This is a genomic window from Nonomuraea sp. NPDC049486 (assembly GCF_040676925.1).
Classification (GTDB): Bacteria; Actinomycetota; Actinomycetes; order Streptosporangiales; family Streptosporangiaceae; genus Nonomuraea; species Nonomuraea ferruginea.
On record NZ_JBFAPV010000004.1, the window covers coordinates 37,744 to 60,020 of the forward strand.

At 73.3% G+C, this 22,277-nt stretch carries 22 protein-coding genes; 6 read left to right on the plus strand and 16 right to left on the minus strand.

Translation table 11 applies throughout. The features are described 5' to 3' along the window. Window positions 1-41 precede the first annotated feature (41 nt). The 4 genes from AB0K05_RS12545 to AB0K05_RS12560 are packed head-to-tail and all read right to left on the minus strand — an operon-like array spanning window position 42 to window position 4,418. A complete protein-coding gene (locus AB0K05_RS12545; RefSeq protein ID WP_364228911.1) occupies window positions 42-1,028 on the minus strand; it encodes a phosphate acyltransferase PlsX in 987 nt (328 codons plus the stop codon). After that, window positions 1,025-1,924, minus strand: a complete 900-nt coding sequence (locus AB0K05_RS12550; RefSeq protein ID WP_364228913.1) for a phytoene/squalene synthase family protein — start codon at window positions 1,922-1,924, stop codon at window positions 1,025-1,027. Before AB0K05_RS12550 ends, AB0K05_RS12545 begins: the two co-directional genes overlap by 4 nt. Next, window positions 1,921-3,375 carry a phytoene desaturase family protein gene (crtI, locus tag AB0K05_RS12555; RefSeq protein ID WP_364228915.1) on the minus strand — a complete coding sequence of 485 codons (1,455 nt, stop codon included), beginning with the start codon at window positions 3,373-3,375 and terminating at the stop codon, window positions 1,921-1,923. The genes AB0K05_RS12550 and crtI overlap by 4 nt, the downstream gene beginning before the upstream one ends. Continuing rightward, window positions 3,375-4,418, minus strand: a complete 1,044-nt coding sequence (locus AB0K05_RS12560; RefSeq protein WP_364228917.1) for a polyprenyl synthetase family protein — start codon at window positions 4,416-4,418, stop codon at window positions 3,375-3,377. The genes crtI and AB0K05_RS12560 overlap by 1 nt, the downstream gene beginning before the upstream one ends. Window positions 4,419-4,612: 194 nt before the next feature. On the opposite strand from AB0K05_RS12560, the gene AB0K05_RS12565 reads away from it, so the two are divergent. Next, window positions 4,613-5,596 carry a MerR family transcriptional regulator gene (locus AB0K05_RS12565; protein WP_364228919.1) on the plus strand — a complete coding sequence of 328 codons (984 nt, stop codon included), beginning with the start codon at window positions 4,613-4,615 and terminating at the stop codon, window positions 5,594-5,596. Between the two features lie 90 nt (window positions 5,597-5,686). Then, window positions 5,687-6,178 (plus strand): RNA polymerase sigma factor, encoded by a 492-nt coding sequence (locus AB0K05_RS12570; protein ID WP_364228921.1) that lies wholly within the window; start codon window positions 5,687-5,689, stop codon window positions 6,176-6,178. A 50-nt stretch (window positions 6,179-6,228) separates the two neighbouring features. Here AB0K05_RS12570 and AB0K05_RS12575 read toward each other — a convergent pair whose 3' ends face one another. From AB0K05_RS12575 to AB0K05_RS12585, 3 genes are all read right to left on the minus strand, one after another. Then, window positions 6,229-6,444 carry a hypothetical protein gene (locus AB0K05_RS12575; RefSeq protein WP_271275523.1) on the minus strand — a complete coding sequence of 72 codons (216 nt, stop codon included), beginning with the start codon at window positions 6,442-6,444 and terminating at the stop codon, window positions 6,229-6,231. An 85-nt stretch (window positions 6,445-6,529) separates the two neighbouring features. Then, window positions 6,530-6,817, minus strand: coding sequence for a DUF4287 domain-containing protein (locus tag AB0K05_RS12580; RefSeq protein ID WP_271275522.1), 288 nt, complete (start codon window positions 6,815-6,817; stop codon window positions 6,530-6,532). A gap of 28 nt (window positions 6,818-6,845) precedes the next feature. Then, window positions 6,846-7,457: a DUF998 domain-containing protein gene (locus tag AB0K05_RS12585; protein ID WP_364228924.1), complete on the minus strand. Its 612-nt coding sequence runs from the start codon at window positions 7,455-7,457 to the stop codon at window positions 6,846-6,848. A gap of 141 nt (window positions 7,458-7,598) precedes the next feature. On the opposite strand from AB0K05_RS12585, the gene AB0K05_RS12590 reads away from it, so the two are divergent. The 4 genes from AB0K05_RS12590 to AB0K05_RS12605 all read left to right on the plus strand — a co-directional run bounded on the left by AB0K05_RS12590 (window position 7,599) and on the right by AB0K05_RS12605 (window position 12,174). Beyond that, on the plus strand, window positions 7,599-8,450 hold the full coding sequence (locus AB0K05_RS12590) for a helix-turn-helix transcriptional regulator (protein WP_364228926.1): 852 nt from the start codon (window positions 7,599-7,601) through the stop codon (window positions 8,448-8,450). A gap of 48 nt (window positions 8,451-8,498) precedes the next feature. Continuing rightward, a complete protein-coding gene (locus AB0K05_RS12595) occupies window positions 8,499-8,948 on the plus strand; it encodes a DUF5990 family protein (RefSeq protein WP_364228928.1) in 450 nt (149 codons plus the stop codon). Between the two features lie 80 nt (window positions 8,949-9,028). Beyond that, complete coding sequence (locus AB0K05_RS12600) at window positions 9,029-9,802, plus strand: beta-phosphoglucomutase family hydrolase (protein WP_364228930.1); 774 nt, start codon at window positions 9,029-9,031, stop codon at window positions 9,800-9,802. Next, window positions 9,799-12,174 carry a glycosyl hydrolase family 65 protein gene (locus tag AB0K05_RS12605; RefSeq protein ID WP_364228932.1) on the plus strand — a complete coding sequence of 792 codons (2,376 nt, stop codon included), beginning with the start codon at window positions 9,799-9,801 and terminating at the stop codon, window positions 12,172-12,174. The genes AB0K05_RS12600 and AB0K05_RS12605 overlap by 4 nt, the downstream gene beginning before the upstream one ends. A gap of 120 nt (window positions 12,175-12,294) precedes the next feature. Here AB0K05_RS12605 and AB0K05_RS12610 read toward each other — a convergent pair whose 3' ends face one another. The 9 genes from AB0K05_RS12610 to AB0K05_RS12650 all read right to left on the minus strand — a co-directional run bounded on the left by AB0K05_RS12610 (window position 12,295) and on the right by AB0K05_RS12650 (window position 22,212). After that, the gene (locus AB0K05_RS12610; protein ID WP_364228934.1) at window positions 12,295-13,533 is read right to left on the minus strand and encodes a glycosyltransferase family 4 protein; all 1,239 of its coding nucleotides are present in this window, start codon (window positions 13,531-13,533) and stop codon (window positions 12,295-12,297) included. Further along, window positions 13,530-14,891, minus strand: a complete 1,362-nt coding sequence (locus AB0K05_RS12615) for a hypothetical protein (protein ID WP_261808966.1) — start codon at window positions 14,889-14,891, stop codon at window positions 13,530-13,532. The genes AB0K05_RS12610 and AB0K05_RS12615 overlap by 4 nt, the downstream gene beginning before the upstream one ends. Continuing rightward, window positions 14,888-16,375, minus strand: a complete 1,488-nt coding sequence (locus tag AB0K05_RS12620) for a glycosyltransferase family 4 protein (protein ID WP_364228936.1) — start codon at window positions 16,373-16,375, stop codon at window positions 14,888-14,890. The genes AB0K05_RS12615 and AB0K05_RS12620 overlap by 4 nt, the downstream gene beginning before the upstream one ends. Continuing rightward, entirely contained in the window at window positions 16,363-17,115 is a 753-nt protein-coding gene (locus AB0K05_RS12625) for an NTP transferase domain-containing protein (protein ID WP_364228938.1), read from the minus strand. Before AB0K05_RS12625 ends, AB0K05_RS12620 begins: the two co-directional genes overlap by 13 nt. After that, window positions 17,108-17,803 (minus strand): HAD family phosphatase, encoded by a 696-nt coding sequence (locus AB0K05_RS12630; protein ID WP_364228940.1) that lies wholly within the window; start codon window positions 17,801-17,803, stop codon window positions 17,108-17,110. The genes AB0K05_RS12625 and AB0K05_RS12630 overlap by 8 nt, the downstream gene beginning before the upstream one ends. Before the next feature lie 110 nt (window positions 17,804-17,913). Further along, window positions 17,914-19,299 (minus strand): 2-phospho-L-lactate transferase CofD family protein, encoded by a 1,386-nt coding sequence (locus AB0K05_RS12635; protein ID WP_364228942.1) that lies wholly within the window; start codon window positions 19,297-19,299, stop codon window positions 17,914-17,916. Continuing rightward, window positions 19,296-20,051, minus strand: a complete 756-nt coding sequence (locus AB0K05_RS12640) for a glycosyltransferase family 2 protein (RefSeq protein ID WP_364228944.1) — start codon at window positions 20,049-20,051, stop codon at window positions 19,296-19,298. Before AB0K05_RS12640 ends, AB0K05_RS12635 begins: the two co-directional genes overlap by 4 nt. A 49-nt stretch (window positions 20,052-20,100) precedes the next feature. Next, complete coding sequence (locus AB0K05_RS12645; protein WP_364228946.1) at window positions 20,101-20,709, minus strand: hypothetical protein; 609 nt, start codon at window positions 20,707-20,709, stop codon at window positions 20,101-20,103. Window positions 20,710-21,003: 294 nt separating this feature from the next. Further along, window positions 21,004-22,212: a hypothetical protein gene (locus AB0K05_RS12650; RefSeq protein ID WP_364228948.1), complete on the minus strand. Its 1,209-nt coding sequence runs from the start codon at window positions 22,210-22,212 to the stop codon at window positions 21,004-21,006. Between the last annotated feature and the right edge of the window lie 65 nt (window positions 22,213-22,277).

The window sequence follows — 22,277 nt, forward strand, 5'->3', positions numbered from 1 at the left end:
TGACGATGTCTCCACCGTTACGGCTTGGACGCCGACGGTGGTCATGGCGCCGTCTCCACCGCCACGGCATCGATGCCGGCCGCCGGGTTCTGCGATGACAGCGCGTGCGCCACCACGCAGGCGCGGGCGATCGTGGCCGCCGGAGAGGAGCCGTGGGCGACGACGACCGTGCCGCGCAGACCCAGGAGGGCGGCGCCGCCGTGGGTCTCCGGGTCGTAGCGGCGGGCTACCTCGGCGAGCCGTTCCGGGGAGGCGATGCCGGCCTGGGCGACCATGGCCAGCGCCGTGCGGACGCACCCCTCGACGTTCTTCAGCACGATGTTGCCGGTGAAGCCGTCGGTGACGATCACGTCGACGGTGCCCGCCAGCACGTCGTGGCCCTCCACGTTGCCGTGGAAACGCAGCGGCAGGGCGGCGAGCAGGTCCCCGGCCCGGCGCGTCAGCCGGTTGCCCTTGCCCGGCTCGGACCCGATCGACAGCAGCCCCACCACCGGGTCGGCACGGCCCAGCACGGCCCGCGCGTAGGCCGCCCCCAGCTGGGCGAACTGGGCGATCATGGCCGGGCTGGGGTCGGCGGTCGCACCCGCGTCCACCAGCACGCTGGCTCCACCCGTCAGCGAGGGCAGGGCCACGGCCAGGGCCGGCCGCAGCACCCCGCCGGCCCGGCCGATGCCGCGCACCGCGCACGAGACCACCGCGCCGGTCGACCCGGCGGACACGAACGCACCGCCCTCGCCCCGGCTGATCAGCTCGCAGCCCACGGCCAGGCTCGACGTCGTCAGCGTCGCCGCGGCGGCGCCGCGCTCGGCCATCGGCACGGTGTCCTCGGCGTGCACCACCGCGATCTCCCCGGCGGCGCCGTGCCCGCGCAGCTCACGCTCCACCCGGTCCCGCGCGCCGACCAGGACGACGGGCACCCCGTGCCGCCGCCACGCTGCCACGGCCCCGGCGACCGTCGCCACCGGCCCGTGGTCCCCACCCATCGCGTCCAGGACAACAGGCGGAGCCATGGAAAGGCCGGCGGTCATGGGAGTTCCACGCTGACGCGGCGCTCGGCCCTGCTCGCCTCGGCGGAGGCCAGCAGGTGGCGGGCGAACACGGCCGCCTTGCGCCGGCGCGGCACCCGTACCCGGCCCGCCAGGACCTCGAAGCCCCGGCGCTCGATCTCGTCGAGGATGCCGCCGTACAGGGCGTAGGCGGCGCGGACGCACGGCCGGGAGGAGGCGGCGAGCAGGCCGATCCCCCCTGCGGCGGCGCGGTAGTGGTCGCGGGCGCGCCCCGCCTCGAAGGCGAGCAGGTCCCGCAGGGCGGGCCCCGTACGGCGGGCGCCCAGCTCGGCCGGGTCCACCCCGAACTTGTCCAGATCCTCCATCGGCAGGTAGACGCGGCCCCTGGCGTGGTCCTCGCGCACGTCGCGCAGGAAGTTGGTGAGCTGGAACGCCAGGCCGAGCTGGCGGGCGGGCTCGCGGGCCGCCTCCTCGCGGCCGGGCGTCGCCTCCAGCACCGGCAGCATCATCGTGCCGATGGCGGCGGCCGATCCGGCCATGTAGCCGAGCAGGTCGTCGTAGGTCGCGTACCGGGTCACCGACAGGTCCGCGCGCATGGACGCGAGGAAGACCGCGATGTCGTCGTGGCCGATGCCGAAGGAGTGGACGGTGTGCAGGAACGCGGGCAGCACCGGATCGTCCTTCTTCGCCCCGGCGAGCCCGGCCTCGACCTTGACGGTCAGGGCGTCCAGCGCGCGGGCCCGGTCGGCGGTCATCGTGAACGAGTCGACGATCTCGTCGGCGTACCGGGCGAAGCCGTACAGCGCGTGCACGTGCCTCCGCTTCCATCGCGGCAGCAGCCGGGTGGCCAGGTAGTAGGAGCGGCCGTAGCGGGCGTGGAGCCGCCGGCAGCGTTCGTAGCTGGCGGTGAGCGTCAACGGGTCTCCTTGAGGATGCGTTCGGCGGCGAGCCGGCCGGAGATCAGCACGGGCGGCACCCCGACTCCGGGCGCGGTGTACATGCCGGCGAAGTGCAGCCCCGGCACCCGCCGGGCCACGGCGGAGGGGCGCAGCCACGCCGTCTGGGTGAAGCGGTGGTCCAGCGCGAACGGGGTGCCCGCGGTGTGGCCGCGCGCCGCCCAGGCGGGCGGGTCCAGCACCAGCCGGGGCGCGCCCGACAGGTCGCCGTAGCCGAGTCGCGCCATGCGGTCGAGCAGCCGGGACTCCAGCCGGGGGCGCAGCCGGTCCCAGTCGGTGTGCCGCAGGTTGGGCGCGGGTTCCAGGACGCTGAGGGTGGCGTGCCCGTCCGGCGCGGCCTCGCCGTCCGGCGCCGGGCAGGTGACCAGCAGGCTCGGGTCGGGCTGCGGCCGGCCCGCCTCCAGAGCGGTGAACGTCTCGTTCCAGTCCCGGCCGAAGTGCAGCGTGTGGTGCGCCTGGCCGGTCGGCGGGCGGTCCAGGCCGACGTGCATCACCAGGCACGACGGGGAGTGGCGCGGACGGCGCAGCCGCCAGTCGCCCGCGCGGGAGGGCAGCAGCCGCCGAGCCGCCAGCCGATCGCAGGCGACGACCACGTGCCGGGCCGCCAGCCGCTCGCCGTCCCGCAGCAGCACGCCGGTGACACCGTCGCCGTCCGTCTCGACCCGGTCGGCGGGCACGCCGTAGCGGAGGTCCGCGCCCAGCTTCTCCAGCAACGCCGCCATGGCCGCCGGGATGGCGTGCATGCCGCCGTGCCGAGGGAAGTACACGCCGCCGACCGTGTCCATGTGCGCGATGACGGCGTAGATGCCCAGCGCGCGCTGCGGCGACAGCCCCACGTACAGGGACTGGAACGTGTGCGCCTTGATCAGCCGAGGGTCCGTCAGGTGGCGGGCCGCCAGGCGGTCCAGCCGGCGGAACCCGCCCAGCCGGGCCAGCCGCAGCAGCGCGGCCGGCCGGGCCAGGGCGCGCAGCCGGGTCATGTCCGCGTCGATGAACGCGGGCCACTCGACGCGGAACAGTTCGTCGAGCAGGCTCCGGTAGCGCTCGTAGCGGGCCGCCTCCGCCGGCCCGCACACCGCGCGGACCTGCTCCGCCATCGCCTCCCGCTCCGCCCGCACGTCCAGCCGCGACCCGTCGTCGAAGACCATCCGGTACGAGGGATCCAGCCGGCGCAGCGGCAGCCAGTGCCGCAGCTCCTGCCCGGCCGCCCCGAAGACCTCCGCGAGCACGCCCGGCATGGTGAGCACGGACGGACCGGTGTCGAAGCGGTACGCCCCGAGGCGGGTCGTTCCGCAGCAGCCGCCGGGCTCGCCGAGGGCCTCGACCACGGTGACCTCGCGACCGGCCGCGGCCAGGTGGATGGCGGCCGACAGCCCGCCCAGGCCCGCGCCGACGACGACCACGGGGCTCATCAGAAGTCCCTTTCCGTGCACTGGGCGGCCAGGTCCACCAGCGCCGTCCTGGCTTCGTGCGGGATGCCGGGCGGCCGGTCCAGCGCTGTGACCGCCTCGTCGACCAGCGTGGCGATGCGCCGCTCCGCCGCGTCCAGCGCTCCGCACTCCACGATCAGCTCGCGCGCCGCCTCCACCCCCCGCTGGTCGGTGATGTCGTCCAGGAGCGCGCTGCCCGTCTCGCGCCGGGCGTAGGCGAGCAGGTAGGTCGCCTTGCCCTGGAGCAGGTCCGCTCCCGAGGGCTTGCCGGTGCGCGCCGGGTCGGCGAACACGCCGTTGACGTCGTCCCTGAGCTGGAACGCCTCGCCCAGGGGGAGGGCGTACGCGCTCAGCGTGCGGCGCGTCTCGGGACAGCCGTCCGCGACGGCGTGACCGAGGTGCAGGGGCCGCTCGACGGTGTACTTGCCCGACTTGTAGAGCGAGATCACCCGCGACGGCTCGTCACCCGTCCGGGCCCCGGCCGTACAGGCCAGGTCAAGATACTGGCCGCCGATCGCCTCCACCCGCAGCCGGGTGAGGACGTCGAGCGAGGGCCCCAGGTGCGGCCCCGTATCCAGCAGCGCGGCGTCGGCCCAGCTCAGCGCGAGCAGCGCGAGCAGGGTCGCCGCTGACTCGCCGAACCGGTCGGCGTCGCCCCGCCAGCCGGACCGCCGGTGCAGCTCGGCCAGCGCGACGTGCGCCGCCGGCCGGCCACGCCGCGAGCCGGCCTCGTCCATCACGTCGTCCAGCAGCAGCGCCGCCGCGTGCACCAGCTCCACGGCGCAGGCCGCGGGCAGCACCGACTCCAGCCGCTCGCCGCCGGCCGCCCGGTAGCCCCAGTAGACGAACGCGGGCCGCAGCCTCTTCCCGCCGCCGAGGACGAACGCCGTCAGGTACTCGCGCACCAGACCGACCTCCGCCGGGGCGAGGAAGCCGAGCCGGCGGACCTGGTGGTCCAGCAGCCGCGCCAGCCGCCGGTCGACCTGCTCGCGCACGTGGGTGGTTCGCGCGATCACCGTGTCCATGTACGCAGCCCCTTCTGTCGCTATGGGAAGTCTTCGCGGGAGGGGCCCGACCCGGTTGCACGCGAGCTCGAATCGCACTATCACGGTAACCAGCGCGTACCGGGTTTCCGCGGGGGACACGCCTGGTCATGCGTCCGAGCGGCTCCGGAACCGCGAAAAGATGGTCGGACACGTCGAACGTCAGCGGGAAGACCATGGTCGAGGAGACACCGGACAACGTGGAGGACGCGGGCTACGGCATCGGAGCCGCCTCCCGGCGGCTGGGCGTGCCCGCCCCCACACTGCGCACCTGGAACCTCCGCTACGGCCTGGGGCCCAGCCGCCGCACCCCCGGCGGCCACCGCCGGTACGACGCCGCCGACCTGCGGCGGCTGACCGAGATGAAGCGTTTGATCGCCACCGGCCTGGCGCCGGCGGAGGCCGCGAGGCTCGCCCTGGCGCTGCCGCCCCCGCCTCCCGCCGCGACGCCGGAGCCCACGGAGGAGACCCCCGCCGACGCCCCGGAAACCGGCGCACCCCCGACCGGCACCCCCGCGACCGGCGCACCCCCGACCGGCGTTTCTGAGGCCGGTCCGCGGCGGCCGCCCACGGCCGCGCTGGCCCGGGCCGCGCTCGTGCTCGACAGCCACCAGGTCTCCGGCCTGGTCGAGGAGACGCTGGCCCGGCACGGCGTGGTGTGGACATGGGAGCGGCTCCTGCTCCCCGTCTTCGACGCCATCTGCCGCCGCCAGGACGACACCGGCGCCGGCATCGACGTCGAGCACCTGCTGTCCGACCGGGTCCAGGCGGCGCTGCAGCGCCGTGCCCGCGACGTCCCGCCGCACGAGGGCCGTCCGGTGCTGCTGGCCTGCGCCGAGGACGAGCAGCACAGCCTGCCGGTGCACGCTCTGGCCGCCGCGCTCGGCGAGGTGGGCGTGCAGACCCGCGTCCTCGGCGCGCGCACCCCCTACGCGGCGCTGGCCCACGCGATGCGGAGGCTCGGCCCGGTGGTCGTGTTCGTCTGGTCGCAGCAGGCGATCACCGGTGACACCGCCCCGCTCGCGGCCCTGCCGAGGCTCCGTCCGGCGTGCCGGATCGTCATCGGCGGGCTCGGCTGGCAGGGCGAGCCGCCCCCGGGCGTCGTCCGGGTGTCGACGCTGCCCGAGGCCGTCGCGCGCATCACGGCCACGCTCGCCTGAGCAGCCCTTTCACCGGAGGACCTTGTGGCATCCCCCTATGCCCAGCTATGAATAAGTTTTGAATAGGTTTTTGGGGTGAGGGGCAGGGACATGCGGATCAGTGACGAGGAATCGCTCAGCGGGTGTTACCGCGCGCACGGCCCCGCCGTGCGCTCCTACCTGCGCCGGTACGTGCCCGCCCAGGACGTGGAGGACCTGGTGCAGGTCGTCTTCGCCGACGTCTGGCGCTCGCGCGAGCGGTACGACCCGTCCAGGAGCCTGGCGGCCTGGATCTTCGCCATCGCCCACCGCCGCGCCGTCGACCACCTGCGCGGCCGCGGGCCCGTCACGGTGCCGCTGGAGGAGGCCGGCGACCCGCCAGGACGAGGACGCTCCGAGGTCGACGACCTCGCGGACCGCGACCGGCTCAGCAGGGCGCTGGCCGAGCTGTCGCACGCCCAGCGGCAGGCGATCGAGCTGGCCTACTTCGGCGACCTGAGCCAGCGCGAGATCGCCGAACGGCTGCGGGTGCCGCTCGGCACCGTGAAGGCCCGCACCTCCCGCGGCCTGCGCAGACTGTCGGCTCTGCTGGTCGCCCCGTGAACCCCGGGCCCCGGGTCAGACAGCCGGCACCGGAGCGAGCGTGGTGATGGTCAACCGGACGTGATGGTCCTCGTCGTCCGGCCGGCGGGGGTCGGTGTGGCCGGGCTCGCGGAAGAGCATCGGCCTGGACGGCCCTGGACGAGCAGATCGGTGCCGCCCGCCCAGATGCGTTCGGCGTCCGATCTGCGATCGCGGAGGTCGTCCACCACGGCCGTCAGCTCGTGGCCGCGCGGCGACCGCATCGCCCGGCCGCGGACCAGTGACATCAGCGCACCATTACGGTAACCACCGGTCACCGGTTTTCGAACGGGACACGCCTAGCGGCCACCGATGGGTGAGCCGCCGGCTGGATCAGGGCCGGTTGTCCTTTCCGTCCAGCCACAGGGTGTCGGACTCGTCCCGGTGGGTTCCGGTGCTGCCGACATGCTTGGCGTCGATCGCCGGGCCCTTCTTGATCACGTGTACCAGCGCCATCGCGTGCCCGCGGCCCAGCCCGTGGTCCTGCTTGAGCCACTCGACGATCGTGCCGGCCTTCACGGACGGGTCGTCGAACCCGCGTTCCTTCGCGAGCTCGACGAACTCGCGGGGCGTCAGCCCGGTCTTCGTCTCGATGTTGTCCAGATAAGCCTGGAACGACATATGACTCTCCCTCTCGTATGACGACTTGTCAGGCCCGTACGGCCTTCTCCAGTTTGGACATGGTCACCGCGATCCAGGCCCACGCGGCGACGACGCCGGCGAACATGGCGAGCGGCCCGCCCGGCGCGCCGCTCATCCCCCAGCACAGGCCGACCGCGAGCAGCACGCCGCCGGCGCGGCCCGCCACGGCCCAGGACGTGCCGCCGAACCGCCGGCTCAGCACGAAACAGCACGTGATCATCGCGATGAACGAGACGCAGGCCCCCGCCAGATGCACGGCTCCGACCGAGCTCATCGTCCCCGGCATGTCGGGCGTACCAGGAGGAAACGCGAAGCCCGGATCGGCCGGGAAGACGCCCGCCACGATCAGGCCGAGCCCTTGCAGGCCGAGCAGGCGAGGCCCCCACACGCCGCCCAAGCCGGCGCGGCGCATCCCCGCCGCACCGCACAGGGTCATCACACCGGTCACCAGGAAGCTGGAGACCTGGATCCAGCCGAGGTCGCCCAGCGAGAGCATGCTGATCGGGTGCCGGATCAGGTCGAAGCCCGTTCGGGTGGCCGCCTGGGTTGCGGCGAGCACGATCCAGATGGGCGCCGCGAGCATCCCGGCGGTGAGCAGCGGCGGGCGTCTCCGCGTCATTGCCTCAATGATTGTCATGTCGACCATGTTGATCAGGGGGTCGCCGAGGCACCAGGGCAAACTGAGTTCCCGGGACGCCGTTACCGGCGATACCGTTACCGGCAACGCCATTTCCTGCTTGACGCGGCAAGGGGGGAGCGCTTGCACAAGAGCCGCGAGCTCCTCGGCCAGTTCCTGCGCGAGCGCCGCGCCAGGATCACCCTGAGCCAGGTGGGCCTTCCCCCGCGACGTTCCCGCCGCCGTGACTCCCTCACCCAGGAGGACCTGGCCTACCTCACGGGATACTCCATCCGCACCATCAGCGCGCTGGAGCAGGGCGCCGAACACCGCCCCACCGCCGAGCTGCTCGAAGCCATCGCGTCGGCGCTCCAGCTCGGTCAGGACGAGCGCAGCATCCTGTGGTATCTGGCGAACGGCACCCCTCCTCCCGAGCCTGACGGCGCCGTCGAGCCCGACCCGGCCCTGCACCGCCTGGTGAGCGCTCTCGAACCGCACCCCGCGTACGTGACCGACGGGTTGTGGAACGTCCAGAGCCAGAACTCCGCGTTCGCCCGCTGGATCTGCGACTTCACCGCCATGCCCGAGGGCGAGCGGACGATCCTCCACTGGTTCTTCCTGCACGAGCACTCCAAGCACGTCATGGTCGAGTGGGAGCGCGAGGCGACGGCGCTGATGTCGCTGGTCCGCGGCCGGGCGATGCGGTCACCGCGCGGCCACGAGCTCATGGCCGTGGTGGACGACCTGCGCGAGCGGAGCCCCGACGCCGAACGCCTCTGGGCCGGCGGCACCGAGCTGCTCGTGCAGGGCCCGTCCAGGCCGATGCTCTTCCGCGAGCCGGGTCACACGGGCGCCGACGACCGTCACGTCCAGCTGACCATCACCACGCTCGCTCCGGTGCGCGCCGGGGAAGGCCATCGCATCCTGGCCTTCCTCCTGCCCGAGGGTTACTCCGCGCCGCCCGAAAGCGGAGGTTGCCCCGCGTGCCGGGGCTGATGCCGGCGCGGGGCCGGTTCTGTCGTAGGGCCGGGGCATGATGCCGGCATGCTGCTCCGTATCGAGGCGTCCGATCTGCCAGGGCTCGAATGCGGGCTTCCCGGGGTCCGCGACATCCACGTCGGCGTGCAACGGCGGGCGCGCCCCGGCGAGTTGACGGGCACGTTCCCCGCGGACGCCCCTTCAGCCGTCTGGGAGCTGGAAGTGACCGCGACCCGCGGGGAGTCCGGCTGGGATCTCCGGGGCCCGTTCGTCCAGGGCGGGCCGGGCGGCCGGTTCGTCTACCTGTCCTGGATGTCGGCCGACGACGCCGGGGGGTTCTCGATGTTCCGGCGGGCGAAGCTGCTGTTCGACGGCGTCCCCCCTGACGTGCTGGACGCCGCGGCGGGCCACGGGTTGCTGGTGGCGCGGCTGGGGCTGACCGATGCCCGGGGTCACCCGTTGTGCGCCGCGGTCCGCCCGCCGCTGGTCGAGTGGTCCGCCCCGGCTCCCCGATAACCGGTGCCGCCGTCCGCGGCCTGACGTCTCCGGCCCGGGTGACAAGAGCGGGAGAGGGGGTAAGTCGCAGGTCGGGCCGCATGGCGCTGATCGGGGGGATCATGCTGGGGATGCCTGACGGGGTGCGCGGGTGCCTGTTCGACATGGACGGCGTGCTCACCCGCACCGCCACCGTGCACGCCGCCGCGTGGAAGTCGATGTTCGACGACTTCCTGCGCGACCGGGCAGACCGCACCGGCACCCCTTTCGTGCCGTTCGACGCGGTGGCCGACTATGACCGCTACGTCGACGGCAAGAAACGGCTCGACGGGACCCGGAGCTTCCTGGAGGCGCGCGGGATCAGCCTCCCGGAGGGCAAGCCGGACGACCCGCAGGACGCGCAGACCCTGTACGGGTTGAGCAACCGGAAGAACGCCCTGGTGCAGGCCATACTCGACAGGGACGGCGTGCAGGTGTTCCCCGGCTCCGTCCGATACGTGCAGGCCGCCGAGGACGCGGGGCTGCGCAGGGCGGTGGTGTCGTCGAGCGCCAACGCCGCGCACATCCTGGCCGCCGCCGGGATCGCCGGACACTTCGAGGCGCGGATCGACGGGGTGGTCGCCCGCGAGCGGCACCTGGCGGGCAAGCCCGCCCCGGACATGTACGTGGCGGGCGCCGAGGCGCTGGGGCTGAAGCCGTCGCAGGCGGCGGTGTTCGAGGACGCGCTGGCCGGAGTGGCGGCCGGCCGGGCCGGAGGTTTCGGCTTCGTCGTCGGCGTCGACCGGAAGGGGCAGGCGGACGCGCTGCGCGAGCACGGCGCCGACGTCGTCGTCGGCGACCTGGCCGACCTGCTGAAGTCGGAGGGCCGGCGATGATCCGGCATCCCGCGTTCGCCATCGAGCCGTGGTCGGTGCGGGAGCGCCGGCTGGACCTGGACGTGCTGGCGCAGAGCGAGTCGGTGTTCGCGCTGTCGAACGGGCACATCGGCCTGCGCGGCAACCTGGACGAGGGCGAGCCGCACGGTGAGCCAGGCACCTACCTCAACGGGCTGTACGAGCTGAGGCCGCTGCCGTACGCGGAGGCGGGCTACGGCTACCCCGAGTCCGGGCAGACGGTGGTGAACGTGACCAACGGCAAGGTGATCCGGCTGCTGGTCAACGACGAGCCCTTCGACGTGCGCTACGGGACGGTGCACGAGCACGAACGGGTCCTCGACCTGCGCGCCGGCACCCTGACGCGCACCGTCCTGTGGAGCTCGCCGACGGGCACGCGGGTGCGGGTCACCTCCACCCGGCTGGTGTCCTTCACCCACCGCGCCGTCGCCGCGATCCGGTACGAGGTCGAGGCGGTCGACGAGCCGTTGCGCGTCGTCGTGCAGTCGGAGCTGGTGGCCAACGAGACCCAGGAGACCACGGACGACGACCCGCGGGCGGCCGCGCGGCTGCGGTCGCCGCTGGTGCTGGAGGAGAACGTCCCGAACAAGAACGGCCCGGCGATCATGGTGCACCGCACCCGGGTCAGCGGGATACGGGTGGCCGCCGGCATGAGCCACGAGATCGACGGGCCGGACGGCACCCTGGTCGACGCCGACGGCAGCGGCGATGTCAGCCGGCTCACCGTCGCCACGAACCTCGCCCCCGGACGGCCGCTGAGACTGGTCAAGTACTTCTCCTACGGGTGGTCGGTGCGGCGTTCGCGGGCCGCCACGCACGATCAGGTCGTCGCGGCGCTCGCCGCCGCCCGGCTGGCCGGGTGGGACGGTCTGTGCGCCGACCAGCGGCGCTTCCTCGACGACTTCTGGAACGGCGCTGACGTCGAGGTGGAGGGCGACCCCGAGGTGCAGCAGGCCGTCCGTTTCGGGCTGTTCCACCTGCTGCAGTCGGCCGCGCGCCTGGAGGAGCGCCCCATACCCGCCAAAGGGCTGACCGGCTCGGGCTACGACGGGCACGCGTTCTGGGACACCGAGATCTTCGTCCTGCCGGTGCTCACCTACACCTATCCGCGAGCCGTCGCCGACGCGCTGTCGTGGCGCCGGTCCATCGTCCCGCTGGCGCGGGCCCGCGCCACCCAGCTGGGGCTGCACGGCACCGCCTTCCCGTGGCGGACCATCCACGGGGAGGAGTGTTCGGGCTACTGGCCGGCCGGCACCGCGGCCTTCCACGTCAACGCCGACATCGCGCACGCGGTCACCCAGTACGTCGACGCCACCGATGACACGTCGTTCGAGCGGGAGACCGGCCTGCCGCTGCTGGTCGGCACGGCCCGGCTGTGGTGCGCCCTCGGCCATCACGACCCGGCCGGACGGTATCGCATCGACGGGGTCACCGGCCCCGACGAATACAGCGCCGTCGTCGACAACAACGTCTACACCAACCTGATGGCCCAGCAGAACCTGCGCGTGGCGGCCGAGACCGCGGCCCGCCATCCCGACGAGGCCGAGCGGCTCGGCGTCACCGCCGAGGAGACCACCGCCTGGCGCGACGCCGCCGCCGCGATGTCCGTCCCCTACGACGAGGACCTGGGCGTGCATCCGCAGCACGAGGCGTTCACCCAGCACGCGCCCTGGGACTTCGCCGCCACCAAGCCCGACCAGTATCCGCTGCTCCTGCACTTCCCCTACTTCGACCTCTACCGCAAGCAGGTGGTCAAACAGGCCGACCTGGTCCTCGCGATGCACCTGCGCGGCGACGCCTTCACCGCCGACCACAAGGCGCGGAACTTCGCCTACTACGAGGCCCTGACGGTCCGCGACTCGTCCCTGTCCGCCTGCACCCAGGCGGTGATCGCCGCCGAGGTGGGGCACCTCGACCTGGCCTACCGCTATCTCGGCGAGGCGGCCCTGATGGACCTGGAGGACCTGGAGAAGAACACCGTCGACGGTGTCCACATGGCTTCGCTGGCCGGGGCGTGGATCGTCCTCGTGACGGGGTTCGGCGGGATGCGCGCCGGCCAGGGGCGGCTGGGGTTCGCCCCGAAGCTGCCGCCGGAGATCACCCGGCTCGCCTTCCGCCTGCGCTACCGCGGCAGCCTCCTGAGCGTCGCCGCCACGGAAGAGACGACCACCTACGAGCTCCTGGAGGGCCCGCCGATCACCCTGACCCACCACGGCGACCAGATCCGCCTCGACCGGGAATCGGTCGCCCGCCCCAACCCACCGCACCCGCCGTCGAACGGGCAGCCCCGCCAGCCCCCCGGCCGCGAGCCCGCCGCCCGTCACACGAAATCCAAGGGGCACAGACGCCGGTAAGAGACGGTCTCCGCCGGGCGACCACGACGCGACTCGCCGCGTACGGCTCACCGCCGGGCGTACAGGTGACTTCGCGTACGGCTCACCGCCGGATGTACACGGTGACTCGCCGCGTACGGCTCACTTACGGGCGAGTGCGGTCCGGTAGACCGCGATCGTCTCCTCCGCGGCCCCGGCCCAGCTCAGCCGCTCCCTGACGAACCGTTCCCCGCTGTCCGCGAGAGCGCGGCGGGCCACCGGATCCGCCATGAGGTCGATCACGGCGTCGGCGATGGAGCCGGGGTCGGCGCTTCGCGCGTACCGCACGGCGGGGTCGGCGGGGTCGCCGAGGAAGATCCGGGAGAACCCGTCGCCGAGGATCGTCGGCCTGGCCAGAGCCATGGCCTCGGTCGCCACCAGGCCGAACGGCTCGAAGAGCGACGGGAAGACGCAGAGGTCGGCCAGCTCGTAGTACTCCAGCAGCGCCGCGACGTCGACGAACCCGCCCGAGGTGAGGACGCGCCCCTCCAGCCCGGCGTCCGCGACGATCCGCGCGACCCTGGCCTCGTCCCCCTCCCCGACGATCACCAGCCGGAGCCGGGGGAGCGCGACGGCGATCTTCTCCATCGCCTCCAGCAGCTGGTAGATCCCCTTCTGCCGTTCGATGCGGCCGACGAAGAGCAGGACAGGGTCGCCGTCCGCGATGCCGAGACGGGCGCGCAGCGCGGCGGCGCCGGAGCGGAGCGCGGCCCTGTCGACACCGGCGAGCCGCCGTTCGAACGTGCCGCCCAGACAGACCACGTCGATCGTGTCCCGGTCCCACCCGGCGGCGGCGAGCTGCTCGCGCACCTCCGGGGTGGCGACCACGACCCGGCGGGCGATCCGTCCCAGCCACCGCTCCAGGGCGGCGAACACGCCGACCGGGTCGGTGATGCTGCGCTGCGGCGCGACGCCGTACTCGGTGGTGTGCACGTGGAAGACGACCGGCAGCCGCAGCACGTAGTGGCACAGCAGGGCGGCCAGGAAGTTCGTCGAGTCGTGCACGGCGACCAGGTCGGGCCGCTCACCAGGTGCCAGCCGGCGCAGCCGCAGGAAGTACCGCCAGTTGCTCACCACGACGTTCACCGCGAGCAGCACGAACTCGGTCCGGCGCGTCCGGTTGAGCCTGCGGCGGCGGCTGATCGCGCCGAGCAGGCGGCCGAGCGGCCGGTAGACGGTGACGCCGTCGCGCCGCTCGTGCACCGGCAGGCGCCCGTCGTTCAGCGTGAACACGGCCATCTCCAGGTCGCGCGCCAGGTGCGGCGTGATCTCCTCGACGTAGCGGCCGAGCCCCGCGGTGATGTTGGGCGGGAACTGGTTGATGACGTGGACGACCCTCATCGTTCGACCTCCGGAGGACGGGCCCGGTACACCCGGGCCGCGGCGACGGCCACGACGGCTACCAGGACGAGATTGGTCAGTGCGAACCCCACCAGGCCCCCGGTCAGGCCCTGCCAGGAGATGAACACCGCCTGGCAGGCGAGCGCGAGGGGCGACCCGACGGCGAGGCAGGCGATGAGCACCTTCGCGCCCCGCACCCCGTCCATCGACAGGGCGAAGAGGTAGAGGTTGAACACCGTGTGGACGCCGATCCCCACCGCGGACAACGCCATCAGTCCGGGCGAGTACGGATACTCCGCCCGCAGCACCAGGAAGAACAGCGCGCTCGCGGCGAAGGAGAAGACGGCGGTGGCCACCGCGATCGCCGGCGCGAGGCGGCCGATCCGCCGCAGCGCCGCGACCTTGTCGGCCGTCGCCAGCACCGGCAGCAGCACGAGCCCGATCCCCTCGGTGAACACCACGCCGAGCAGCCTCTTCGGGAAGCCGTTGTAGATCGAGTAGACGCCGACGTCGCTCCCGGAGGCCCAGTGGTTGAGGAAGATCACGTCCACCCCGAACAGCACGGCGGTGAAGGCGGCGATGACGCTCATGTAGGCGCCGTGCCGGAGCAGCGAGCGCGCCAGGGACGCGGACCAGGAGCGCGGGACGATATCGAAGCCGATCACGGCCACGAGGGCGAACACGACGTTCGTGACGATCAGCGCGACCAGGTAGACCTCGGCGTCCCTGATGCCCGCGACCAGCAGGCAGTAGGCGGCCGTGGCCAGGTAGACGGCGGCGACGGCGAGCTTGAGCCCCGCCACGAACGCGAACTTCTTCAGCCCGCGCAGGAAGCTCTCGGTCAGCTGGTTCACCGTCATCGACAGGGCCAGCGCCAGCGCGAAGCAGAGCGTACGGACGTCGACGCCGAGCAGGCGGGTCAGCGCCGGGGCGGCCAGCAGCCCGGCGGCGACCAGGCCGCCGCCCAGCGCCAGCGTGGTGAACAGCGCCGTCGTCACCAGGGCCGGCCGGTCCTGCGGCTCGGCTCTCGGCAGCTCCTGGAACATGACGTAGTTCAGGTTGAGCAGCATGCCGACAGTGACGATCAACGCGATCGTCAGCACCAGGGTGAACCGGCCGAACGCCGCCGCGCCGATCCCCCAGGCGATCACGAGCGTCGTCGCCGCCGCCGTCCCGCTGGCGGCGATCCCCACCAGCGTCGGCCACACGGCCCACCCCCGCCCCCCGACCAACCTGGCCACGTGCTCGCGGACGGCCCAGCCCCGTCCACCGGCGAGCCTGGTCGCGTGGTCGCGTCCGGCTCTGTTCCGGCCGCCGAGCAGGCGTGCCATCCGGTCGCGGACCGGGCCGGACGTCACGGGGTCACCTCCGCGTACGCCGCCAGCGTGGTTTCGGCGGTGCGCGTCCACGAGTATCGTGCGCGGACGTGCTCGGCGCCGCGCCGGGCGAGCCCGGCAGCGTGCTCCGGGTCGTCCAGGCAGCGCGACAGGGCCGCGGCCAGTTCCTCCGGCTCTCCGGTACGGCAGCGGACCGCCCCGTCGCCGACCACCTCCGGCGAGTAGCCCGGCCCGACCACGACCGGCCGTCCCAGCGCCATCGCCTCCACGGCGACCAGCCCGAACGGCTCGTACGACGAGGGGAAGGCGCACACGTCGGCGGCCAGGAAGTGCGCGAACACCTCGGGCGGGTCCAGGAACCGGTAGCCGGCGACCACGTGCCCGCCGACGCCCTCCCGCTCGATCAGCCGGGCCACCTCCGCGTCGTCGCCGCTGCCGATGAGCACCACCCGCAGGTCGCCGCGATCGCGGAGCAAGGGCACCGCTTCGATCAGCGTGCGCACGCCCTTGTGCGGCGACAGGCGACCGGCGAAGACGACCAGCCTTCCGGCGCCGCCGGGCAGGTAGCGGGCCCTGACCTCCGCGCGGAGCCGGTCGCGCTCGGCGGGGGAGAGCCCGGCCAGCCGCACCAGCTCGGGATCCTCGAACCCGTGCGGCACGACCCGCAGCCGCCCCGGCGGCCAGCCGCGCGCCACCAGTTCGTCCCGCATGCCCGCGCTCGGCACCACGATCAGGTTCGCCAGCCGGGCCTGCGCGTTCTCCAGCGCGGTGATGCCGGCGGTCACGGCGGTGCGGCGCGCCCCCGGCGCGGTGTTGTGCTCACAGGTGTGCACGTGGAACACCACCGGCATCCGCCCGACCACCCGGCACAGGATCCCGGCGATGCACCCCATCCAGTCGTGCACCGCCACCACCGCCCCGGACCGCCGCCCACCACCCCGCAGGATCCGCGCCGCGACCCGCACATTGAAAGCGACCACCCCGGCAACCCTGACCAGCGCCCGGACACCCCCACGCGAACGGGCGTCCGCACGCGGCTCGGCGTACTCGGGCGGGCGGGCGTTCTTGCGCGGTTCGGCACCCCCACGGGGTTCGGCACCCCCACGCGGGCCGGCACCCCCACGCGGGCCGGCACCCCCACGCGGGCCGGCACCCCCACGGGGGCCAGCGTTCTCGCGCACTTGGGCGTCCCCAGGCAGGCGGGCGTCCGCACGCGGCTGGGCGTCCCCCGACGGGCGGGCGTTCTCGTGCGGGTCGGTGGGTTTGGGTGGGTGTGGGTGGGCGGGCTGGCCGGCGGTGGGCAGGCGGTGCAGGGTGACGTCGCCGGTCTGTTCGGTCCCAGCCCGCACGTGGCGGCCTACCGCGCCGTACACCTCGATGGGGACGCCGGCGGCGCGCAGGGCGGGGAGCATCCGCTCGGCGTACCGTCCCAGGCCGCCGACGACGTTCGGCGGGACCTCGGTGCAGACGACGTGGCAGCGGCGCGGCCGGGTCAGTCCGGGCACCGCTGGAACGCCTGGCGGGCGAAGTCGAGGTCGTCCGGGGTGTTGACGCCGCGGGCCTCGGAGGGGTCGGTGACCGGCACCACCGTCACCGGCCTGCCGCGGACCTGCGACAGGTACGGCAGGAACGGCAGGAAGTTGACCTCACCGGTGGCCGCACCGGGGGCGGCGTCGAGCAGGTAACCCGCCCACGCCTCCGCCAGCCCGTCCGTGCCGAGGCAGAAGACGCCGACGTCGCTGAGCCCGCCGGGCCGGCAGTCGTCCCCCTCGCGGGACATCCGCACCCTGACCAGGGCCGGCCCGTCCAGCTCGTACTCGACGTACGGCGCGGGCATCGGCACCAGCGGGAGGGTGAGGCCGTCATGGCAAGCCCGCACCACCTGCCGCACGGTCGCCGGGGACAGGTTCACCTGGTCACCCCAGACCACCAGGATCCGGTCGTACCCCTCCCAGTGCGCGACGGCCCCGAAGATCGCGTCACCCATGCCCGTCGGCCGCGCCTGGACGCTCACCGAGACGGCGCCGCGCTCGATCTCCTCAGCGGCCAGGCGGCGGAACGGGATCTCGCCGGCGGGGGAGACCACCACGTGGACGTGCTCCACCCAAGGGCTCAGCCGCCGGTGCAGCAGGTGCCACACGGTGACGCCGTCCGCGATCTCCAGCATGATTTTCGGGATGCCGAGGCCGAGTCTGGTCCCGCTCCCGGCCGCCGGGATCACCGCGCAGACGCGCTGGTCACTCACTGCCATTCACTCCCCTGCCGAGGAAGTCCACGATCTCGTCCAGATCCCGCACCTGGGTCGCTCCCGCTGCCGGTTCCACCGCGTTGACCTGCAACGTCACCAGCCCGGCGCCGACGGCGGAGGCGACGCCGTGCTCGGAGTCCTCCAGGGCCACGGCGTCGTCCGGGTCGACGGACCAGCGCTCGCAGGCGTGCCGGTAGAACGCCGGGTCCGGCTTGCCTGACGGGGCGTCGTCGCCGGTGAGCACGCCGCTGAAGTAGCCGCCCAGCGAGCAGGCCGCCAGGACCCGTTCGACCGAGCCCCTGCTGCCGCTGGTGACCAGGTAGGCGGTGCGGCCGCCGCTGGTCAGGCGGTCGAGCAGCCGCCCGGCGCCGGGGAACGACGCCACCCTGCCCGCCTCCACGTACTCCCGGTAGAGCCGCTGCTTGCGCCGGACCAGCCGTTCGGCCACGTCACCGCCGACGCCCAGCCCGGCCACCACCTCGCGCGTGGTCGCCCCCGCGTGCGCGTCGTACCGGAAGGAACCGAGCGCGGACGGCGCGAGCTCCCCGATCGCGGCGCGGAACGCCGCCGCGTGCACGGGCGCGGAGTCGACGAGCGTGCCATCCAGATCACACAGCCAGACCCGCCGCCCGGTGACCATCGCCGCCAGACCCTCGTGGCCCAGCCGGTCGTCTGCCGGACTCATCGGACCCTTGCGGCCCAGCCGACCACCCGCCGCTGGGCCCTCGCGGCGCAGCCGGCCGTCCGCCGTCGGGCTTATCGGGTCCTCGTACCCGCGCCGACCGTCCGCCGGGTTCATGGGGTCCTCGTCAGGGCGGCCTCGTCGGCGATCTCCATGAGGGCGCGTACGGTGCGGGGGCCGCAGTGGACGCCGGGGCGGTCGGCGTCGGCCAGGTCGGCGGTGACCCATCGGGCGCCCGCCCAGACGCCGCCGGCGACGACGTCGGACGGGACGCCCGGCGCGTCAGGGGCGCGGTGGCTGAGGACGTGCGTGACGGTGCCGCGCTCGTTGCCCGGATCGCCGAGGTAGGCCAGGGTACGGCCGACCAGCTCGGGTGCGCTCAGCCCCTGGACGTCGTGGTCGTCGCGGGTGTTGACGACGAACACCTTGGCCGCGGCCCGGCTCTCAGCGATCGCGTCCGCGACCCCCGGCGTCAGGTAGCTGGGCAGCAGGGACGAGTGCGGGGTGCCGGGTCCGTACAGGAGAAGGTCGGCGTTCCTGATCGCGTCCCCGGCCTCCGGGTTGAGCGAGACCGTGGCGCGCAGGTCCGCCAGGATCCGCCGCACCTCCTGGACGGGTCTGGCCGCCAGCTCGGCCCGGCGCTCGAAGGTCAGCGGCTCGCGGAGCAGGAACAGGTCGGTGATCGCGGCGGCGTCCTGCGGCGCGACGATGTCCGCCTCGTCGGCCAGGAGCCGGCCGTCCTGCTTGAGCGCGACCAGGAACGCGTTCTCGCCGCCGGTGACGTTCACCAGGCCGAGCGGTGACTCGAACGTCCGCGCGCACGCGCGTACCGCGGCGTTGAAGTCCTCGCCCAGCCGCAGGTACGCACCGGCGAACACCAGGTTGCCGAGCGCGCACTCGGTCAGATCGAGCCCGTCTGGATGGCTGTCGACCCAGCGCAGAAACGCGGCCAGGTCCCGCCCGATCGCGGCACGCGCCTGCGGCGAGAGAGCCGCTGGGTCCAGCGCGCTCGCGGTACGCGCCGACGGCGGCAAGGCGGCTGGGTCCGGCGCGTTCGTGGTACGCGTCGAGGGCGAGGCCGGACCGCCTATCGTGTCGGCGAGCTCCTCCTTGCCGGCGGTGAGCCGGTGCTCCAGCACCGAGCGGAGGGCGACTGGGTCGGGCGCGTCCGCGGTGCGTGCAGGGGATGACGGGCTGCTTATCGCGTGGGCCAGGGCGGCGAGTTCCTCCGCGCCGGCGGTGAGCCGGTGTTCCAGGACTGAGCGGAGGGCGGCCTGACGGGGGTCGCGGTCGTCGAGGTGGACCAGGAGGTTCTTGCGGAAGTCGGAGGGGCCGAGCATGCCGGGGAGGTAGCGCCGGAGGGCGCCGGTGGACCGCCCGTTGTCGTAGCCGTTGATCACGAGTGTGAGGTCGACCCCGGGCGTGCGTAAGAGGCCGCGCGCGATGCCGGCCCCGCCGCGCCCGCCGCTGAAGAGGGTGACGGCGGTGCGGCCGCTCATCGGGCCCGCTCCGTCATCCCGCGCGCCGGTTCCGACGCCTCCGGGAGGCGGAGCACGCCCCGGCGTAACAGCCACCGGCGATAGCCGAGATAGCCCACGAACAATGCACGGTCCCGCGCCCCGCGCCAGAACCGCCACCCCCGGGCGCCGCCGCCGCGCTCCCGGTGCTCGATCGGGATCTCCACCCAGGTGTGGCCGAGCTCCGCGACCCTGGCGGTGATCTCGGTCGAGCAGTTCATCCCGCTCGACTCCAGGTGCAGGGCGCGCAGCAGCGGGCCGCGTACCACCTTGAAGATCGAGTTGTAGTCGCGGTACCGGGTGCCGTGCGTGAGGTTGCTGACCGCGCCGCTGGCCGCCGAGCCCCACCGGTACGCGACGCCGTCGGCCTTCCTGATCCGGGCGCCGGAGAAGGCGTCCGCCTCGCCCGCCCGTACCGGGTCCAGGAAGGCGTCCAGGGCGGAGATCGGGAACTGCCCGTCCGAGTCGAGCAGCACCACCCAGTCCATCCGGGTGTGCGCGATGGCGGCGGCGATGGCCGCGCCGGCGCCCCGGTTCCGGGCGAAGGTGACGACGACCAGCTCGGGGCAGTGCTCCCGCAGGTCCGCGAGGATCTCGCCGGTGGCGTCGGTGCTGCCGTCGTCGCAGACGACGATCTCCCAGGCGCCGATCGCCGGGTGCCCGGCCAGGTAGTCGCGCCATTCGGTCACCGCCGCCGCGATGTTCGCCGCCTCGTTGTAGGCGGGCGCCGCCACCGAGATGCCGACGGTCGGTGGTACGTCGTGGGTGTCCAGCTTCGCCTCCTCAGTGACGGCCTGGCGTGCTTCCCAGCAGGCGGGAGATCCAGCGGTCCAGCGGGAGCAGGTTGATCCCGACGACGATCGGCACGTGCGCCAGCGTGAACAGCACCGCCCCGGCGAAGGAGATCGGCCCGCCGGTGATCACGTTGATGTGCGGCGCGTCGATGACCTCGGGGATGTCGACCGGGTTGACGACCTGCCACATGACGTCGAGGAGCCCGGAGAACACGATGACGATGCCGCTGATCGCGATCTTCAGGCAGCGCCCGGGGCTGCCGCCGCCGATGCGGTAGGCGGCGGCGACGGTGAGCACGATCCCGGGATAGAGCAGCAGGTAAAGATGGGTGTAGAAGCTGTCGCCCTCGACGCGCCCGACGTCCCCGTAATAGAAGTAACTGACGCGCGGGATCACGTACGCGGTGAAGAACACGAACGGGACGCACAGCAGCCAGTGCAGGCGTTCCGACACCCACGGGAAGAACGCGATAGCGCAGCACAGAAAGGCGAAGGCGAGCAGTTTGACGCCGAGCTCCCAGGCGGCGCCGATCTCCCGGCCGTGCGGGGTGGCCAGCCAGGCGAACGCGAAGCCGAGCGTCCCCGCGAGGAGGGCCATCCACCACAGGTGCGGGGCCCATCGGGAGGGGGCGGGGTGCTCCGCGTCCGCGAGGGGTAACGGAGACTGCGGTGTGTCGCCACGGGCCGTCATGAAGCTCCGCATCTCCCATCCAACGTCGCCACGCGAAAAGCTGGTGACCTGGAGAAACGCGCCGGACCCTGATTTACGCCGAAATAACCGACGTTACGGCGTCCGTAATTCCACACATTCCCCCGTCGTCATCCCGAAAAGGGACCCTATACGTTCCTCTGCATAGATGGGGAGATTTTTCGTGGATCCGGCGGGATGGGCTCAGAGGAGCGCCCCCGCGCGCCGCAGCCGTCGTTCACGGAGCGCGAGCAGCGGGGGCAGGCCGAGCCGCAGCCCCACGTACGCGGTCACGACGAGGGCCTCCCAGAAGCCGGCCGAGCCGACCTGTCCCTCGGCGAACTGAGTCACGCCCCACTGGGCCAGCGAGACCATCAGCGGCAGCATGACGGTGAGGAACACCCAGGCCATGACGGCGATGCCCGCGACGTAGAGGAGCGCGAACCAGCGGGCCATCGCGCGGTCCCGCGCGCCCGCCCCGGCCAGTTCGGCCGTCTCCGGCCCGGTGAGTCGGAAGATCCGGTTCTTCACCGTCAGCCAGGTGACCCGGTAGAGGTTGTGGCAGCGCAGGGCGTTGGCGAGCAGGGCGTACGAGTCGCTGCGCAGCGGCAGGGCGGCCCACTGCCACACGATGGCGACGATCCTGAACAGGACCACGGCGGCGAGCAGGTCGTCCAGGGCGCCGGGCGGGACGAGCATCCGCAGGCCCAGCGCGGCCGCCACGACCACGGTCTCGACGGCCATCCCGGCCAGGTACACCCCGTGACGCCGGTCGCGCGGCACCGCGACGATCTGGGTCAGGTCGGTCTCGTAGACGATGTACATGCCCCGGTAGCTCACCCGGAAGGTCGCGGGGACGCCGATCGCCCGTCCGGCGAGCCAGTGCCAGGCCTCGTGCAGCGCGCCGAACGCGATGCCCAGCACCAGCCATCCGAACACGGACAGCCCGGGACTGGGCAGGAACCACGCGTCCTGCCAGGAAGGGCGCAGGTCGGGCCGCGTCACGAGGACGGCGAGCGCGAACAGGAGCGCCACTGTGTAGAACGACCAGCCGCTACGCCCGAACAGGCGGGCCGCCGCCCGAGGGCTGATCCCCTCGATCCACTTGACCCGCCGGCCGGCGGGCGCGACGGTGTCGTCCGGCGCCGCGGCCGGGTCGAGCAGGCCCGCGGCCGTGAGGCCGTCGATGAAGTCGCCTCCGTCGACCGGTTCGCCGGCCGCCTCGCTCGCCCGGGCCGTCGCCTCGTCCGCCGAGCCCGTCTCCTGCAAGGTGGTGACGAAGACCGCGCCCGGCTCCGGCACCGCGACGAAGACGCCCAGGTCCGGCCGGCCCAGGACCCAGGCCGAGCCGTCGAAGGCGACCGTCAGCCGTGCGGCCCGTTCGCGCAGGTCAGCGTCCAAGGACGCGGTCATTCTTCTCCGCCTTCACATCTGAGGGGGGGCCGCGCTCCCCGGAGTGGAGCGCGGCCCCGGATCAT

What these genes read in the sequence shown, in the direction of transcription:
- AB0K05_RS12545 (WP_364228911.1), bottom strand. Translation starts at nt 1,028, where the DNA reads ATGACCGCCGGCCTTTCCATGGCTCCGCCTGTTGTCCTGGACGCGATG.
- crtI (WP_364228915.1), bottom strand. Translation starts at nt 3,375, where the DNA reads ATGAGCCCCGTGGTCGTCGTCGGCGCGGGCCTGGGCGGGCTGTCGGCC.
- AB0K05_RS12560 (WP_364228917.1), bottom strand. Translation starts at nt 4,418, where the DNA reads ATGGACACGGTGATCGCGCGAACCACCCACGTGCGCGAGCAGGTCGAC.
- AB0K05_RS12565 (WP_364228919.1), top strand. Translation starts at nt 4,613, where the DNA reads ATGGTCGAGGAGACACCGGACAACGTGGAGGACGCGGGCTACGGCATC.
- AB0K05_RS12570 (WP_364228921.1), top strand. Translation starts at nt 5,687, where the DNA reads ATGCGGATCAGTGACGAGGAATCGCTCAGCGGGTGTTACCGCGCGCAC.
- AB0K05_RS12575 (WP_271275523.1), bottom strand. Translation starts at nt 6,444, where the DNA reads ATGTCACTGGTCCGCGGCCGGGCGATGCGGTCGCCGCGCGGCCACGAG.
- AB0K05_RS12580 (WP_271275522.1), bottom strand. Translation starts at nt 6,817, where the DNA reads ATGTCGTTCCAGGCTTATCTGGACAACATCGAGACGAAGACCGGGCTG.
- AB0K05_RS12585 (WP_364228924.1), bottom strand. Translation starts at nt 7,457, where the DNA reads ATGACGCGGAGACGCCCGCCGCTGCTCACCGCCGGGATGCTCGCGGCG.
- AB0K05_RS12595 (WP_364228928.1), top strand. Translation starts at nt 8,499, where the DNA reads ATGCTGCTCCGTATCGAGGCGTCCGATCTGCCAGGGCTCGAATGCGGG.
- AB0K05_RS12600 (WP_364228930.1), top strand. Translation starts at nt 9,029, where the DNA reads ATGGCGCTGATCGGGGGGATCATGCTGGGGATGCCTGACGGGGTGCGC.
- AB0K05_RS12605 (WP_364228932.1), top strand. Translation starts at nt 9,799, where the DNA reads ATGATCCGGCATCCCGCGTTCGCCATCGAGCCGTGGTCGGTGCGGGAG.
- AB0K05_RS12610 (WP_364228934.1), bottom strand. Translation starts at nt 13,533, where the DNA reads ATGAGGGTCGTCCACGTCATCAACCAGTTCCCGCCCAACATCACCGCG.
- AB0K05_RS12630 (WP_364228940.1), bottom strand. Translation starts at nt 17,803, where the DNA reads ATGAGTCCGGCAGACGACCGGCTGGGCCACGAGGGTCTGGCGGCGATG.
- AB0K05_RS12635 (WP_364228942.1), bottom strand. Translation starts at nt 19,299, where the DNA reads ATGAGCGGCCGCACCGCCGTCACCCTCTTCAGCGGCGGGCGCGGCGGG.
- AB0K05_RS12645 (WP_364228946.1), bottom strand. Translation starts at nt 20,709, where the DNA reads ATGGCCCTCCTCGCGGGGACGCTCGGCTTCGCGTTCGCCTGGCTGGCC.
- AB0K05_RS12650 (WP_364228948.1), bottom strand. Translation starts at nt 22,212, where the DNA reads ATGACCGCGTCCTTGGACGCTGACCTGCGCGAACGGGCCGCACGGCTG.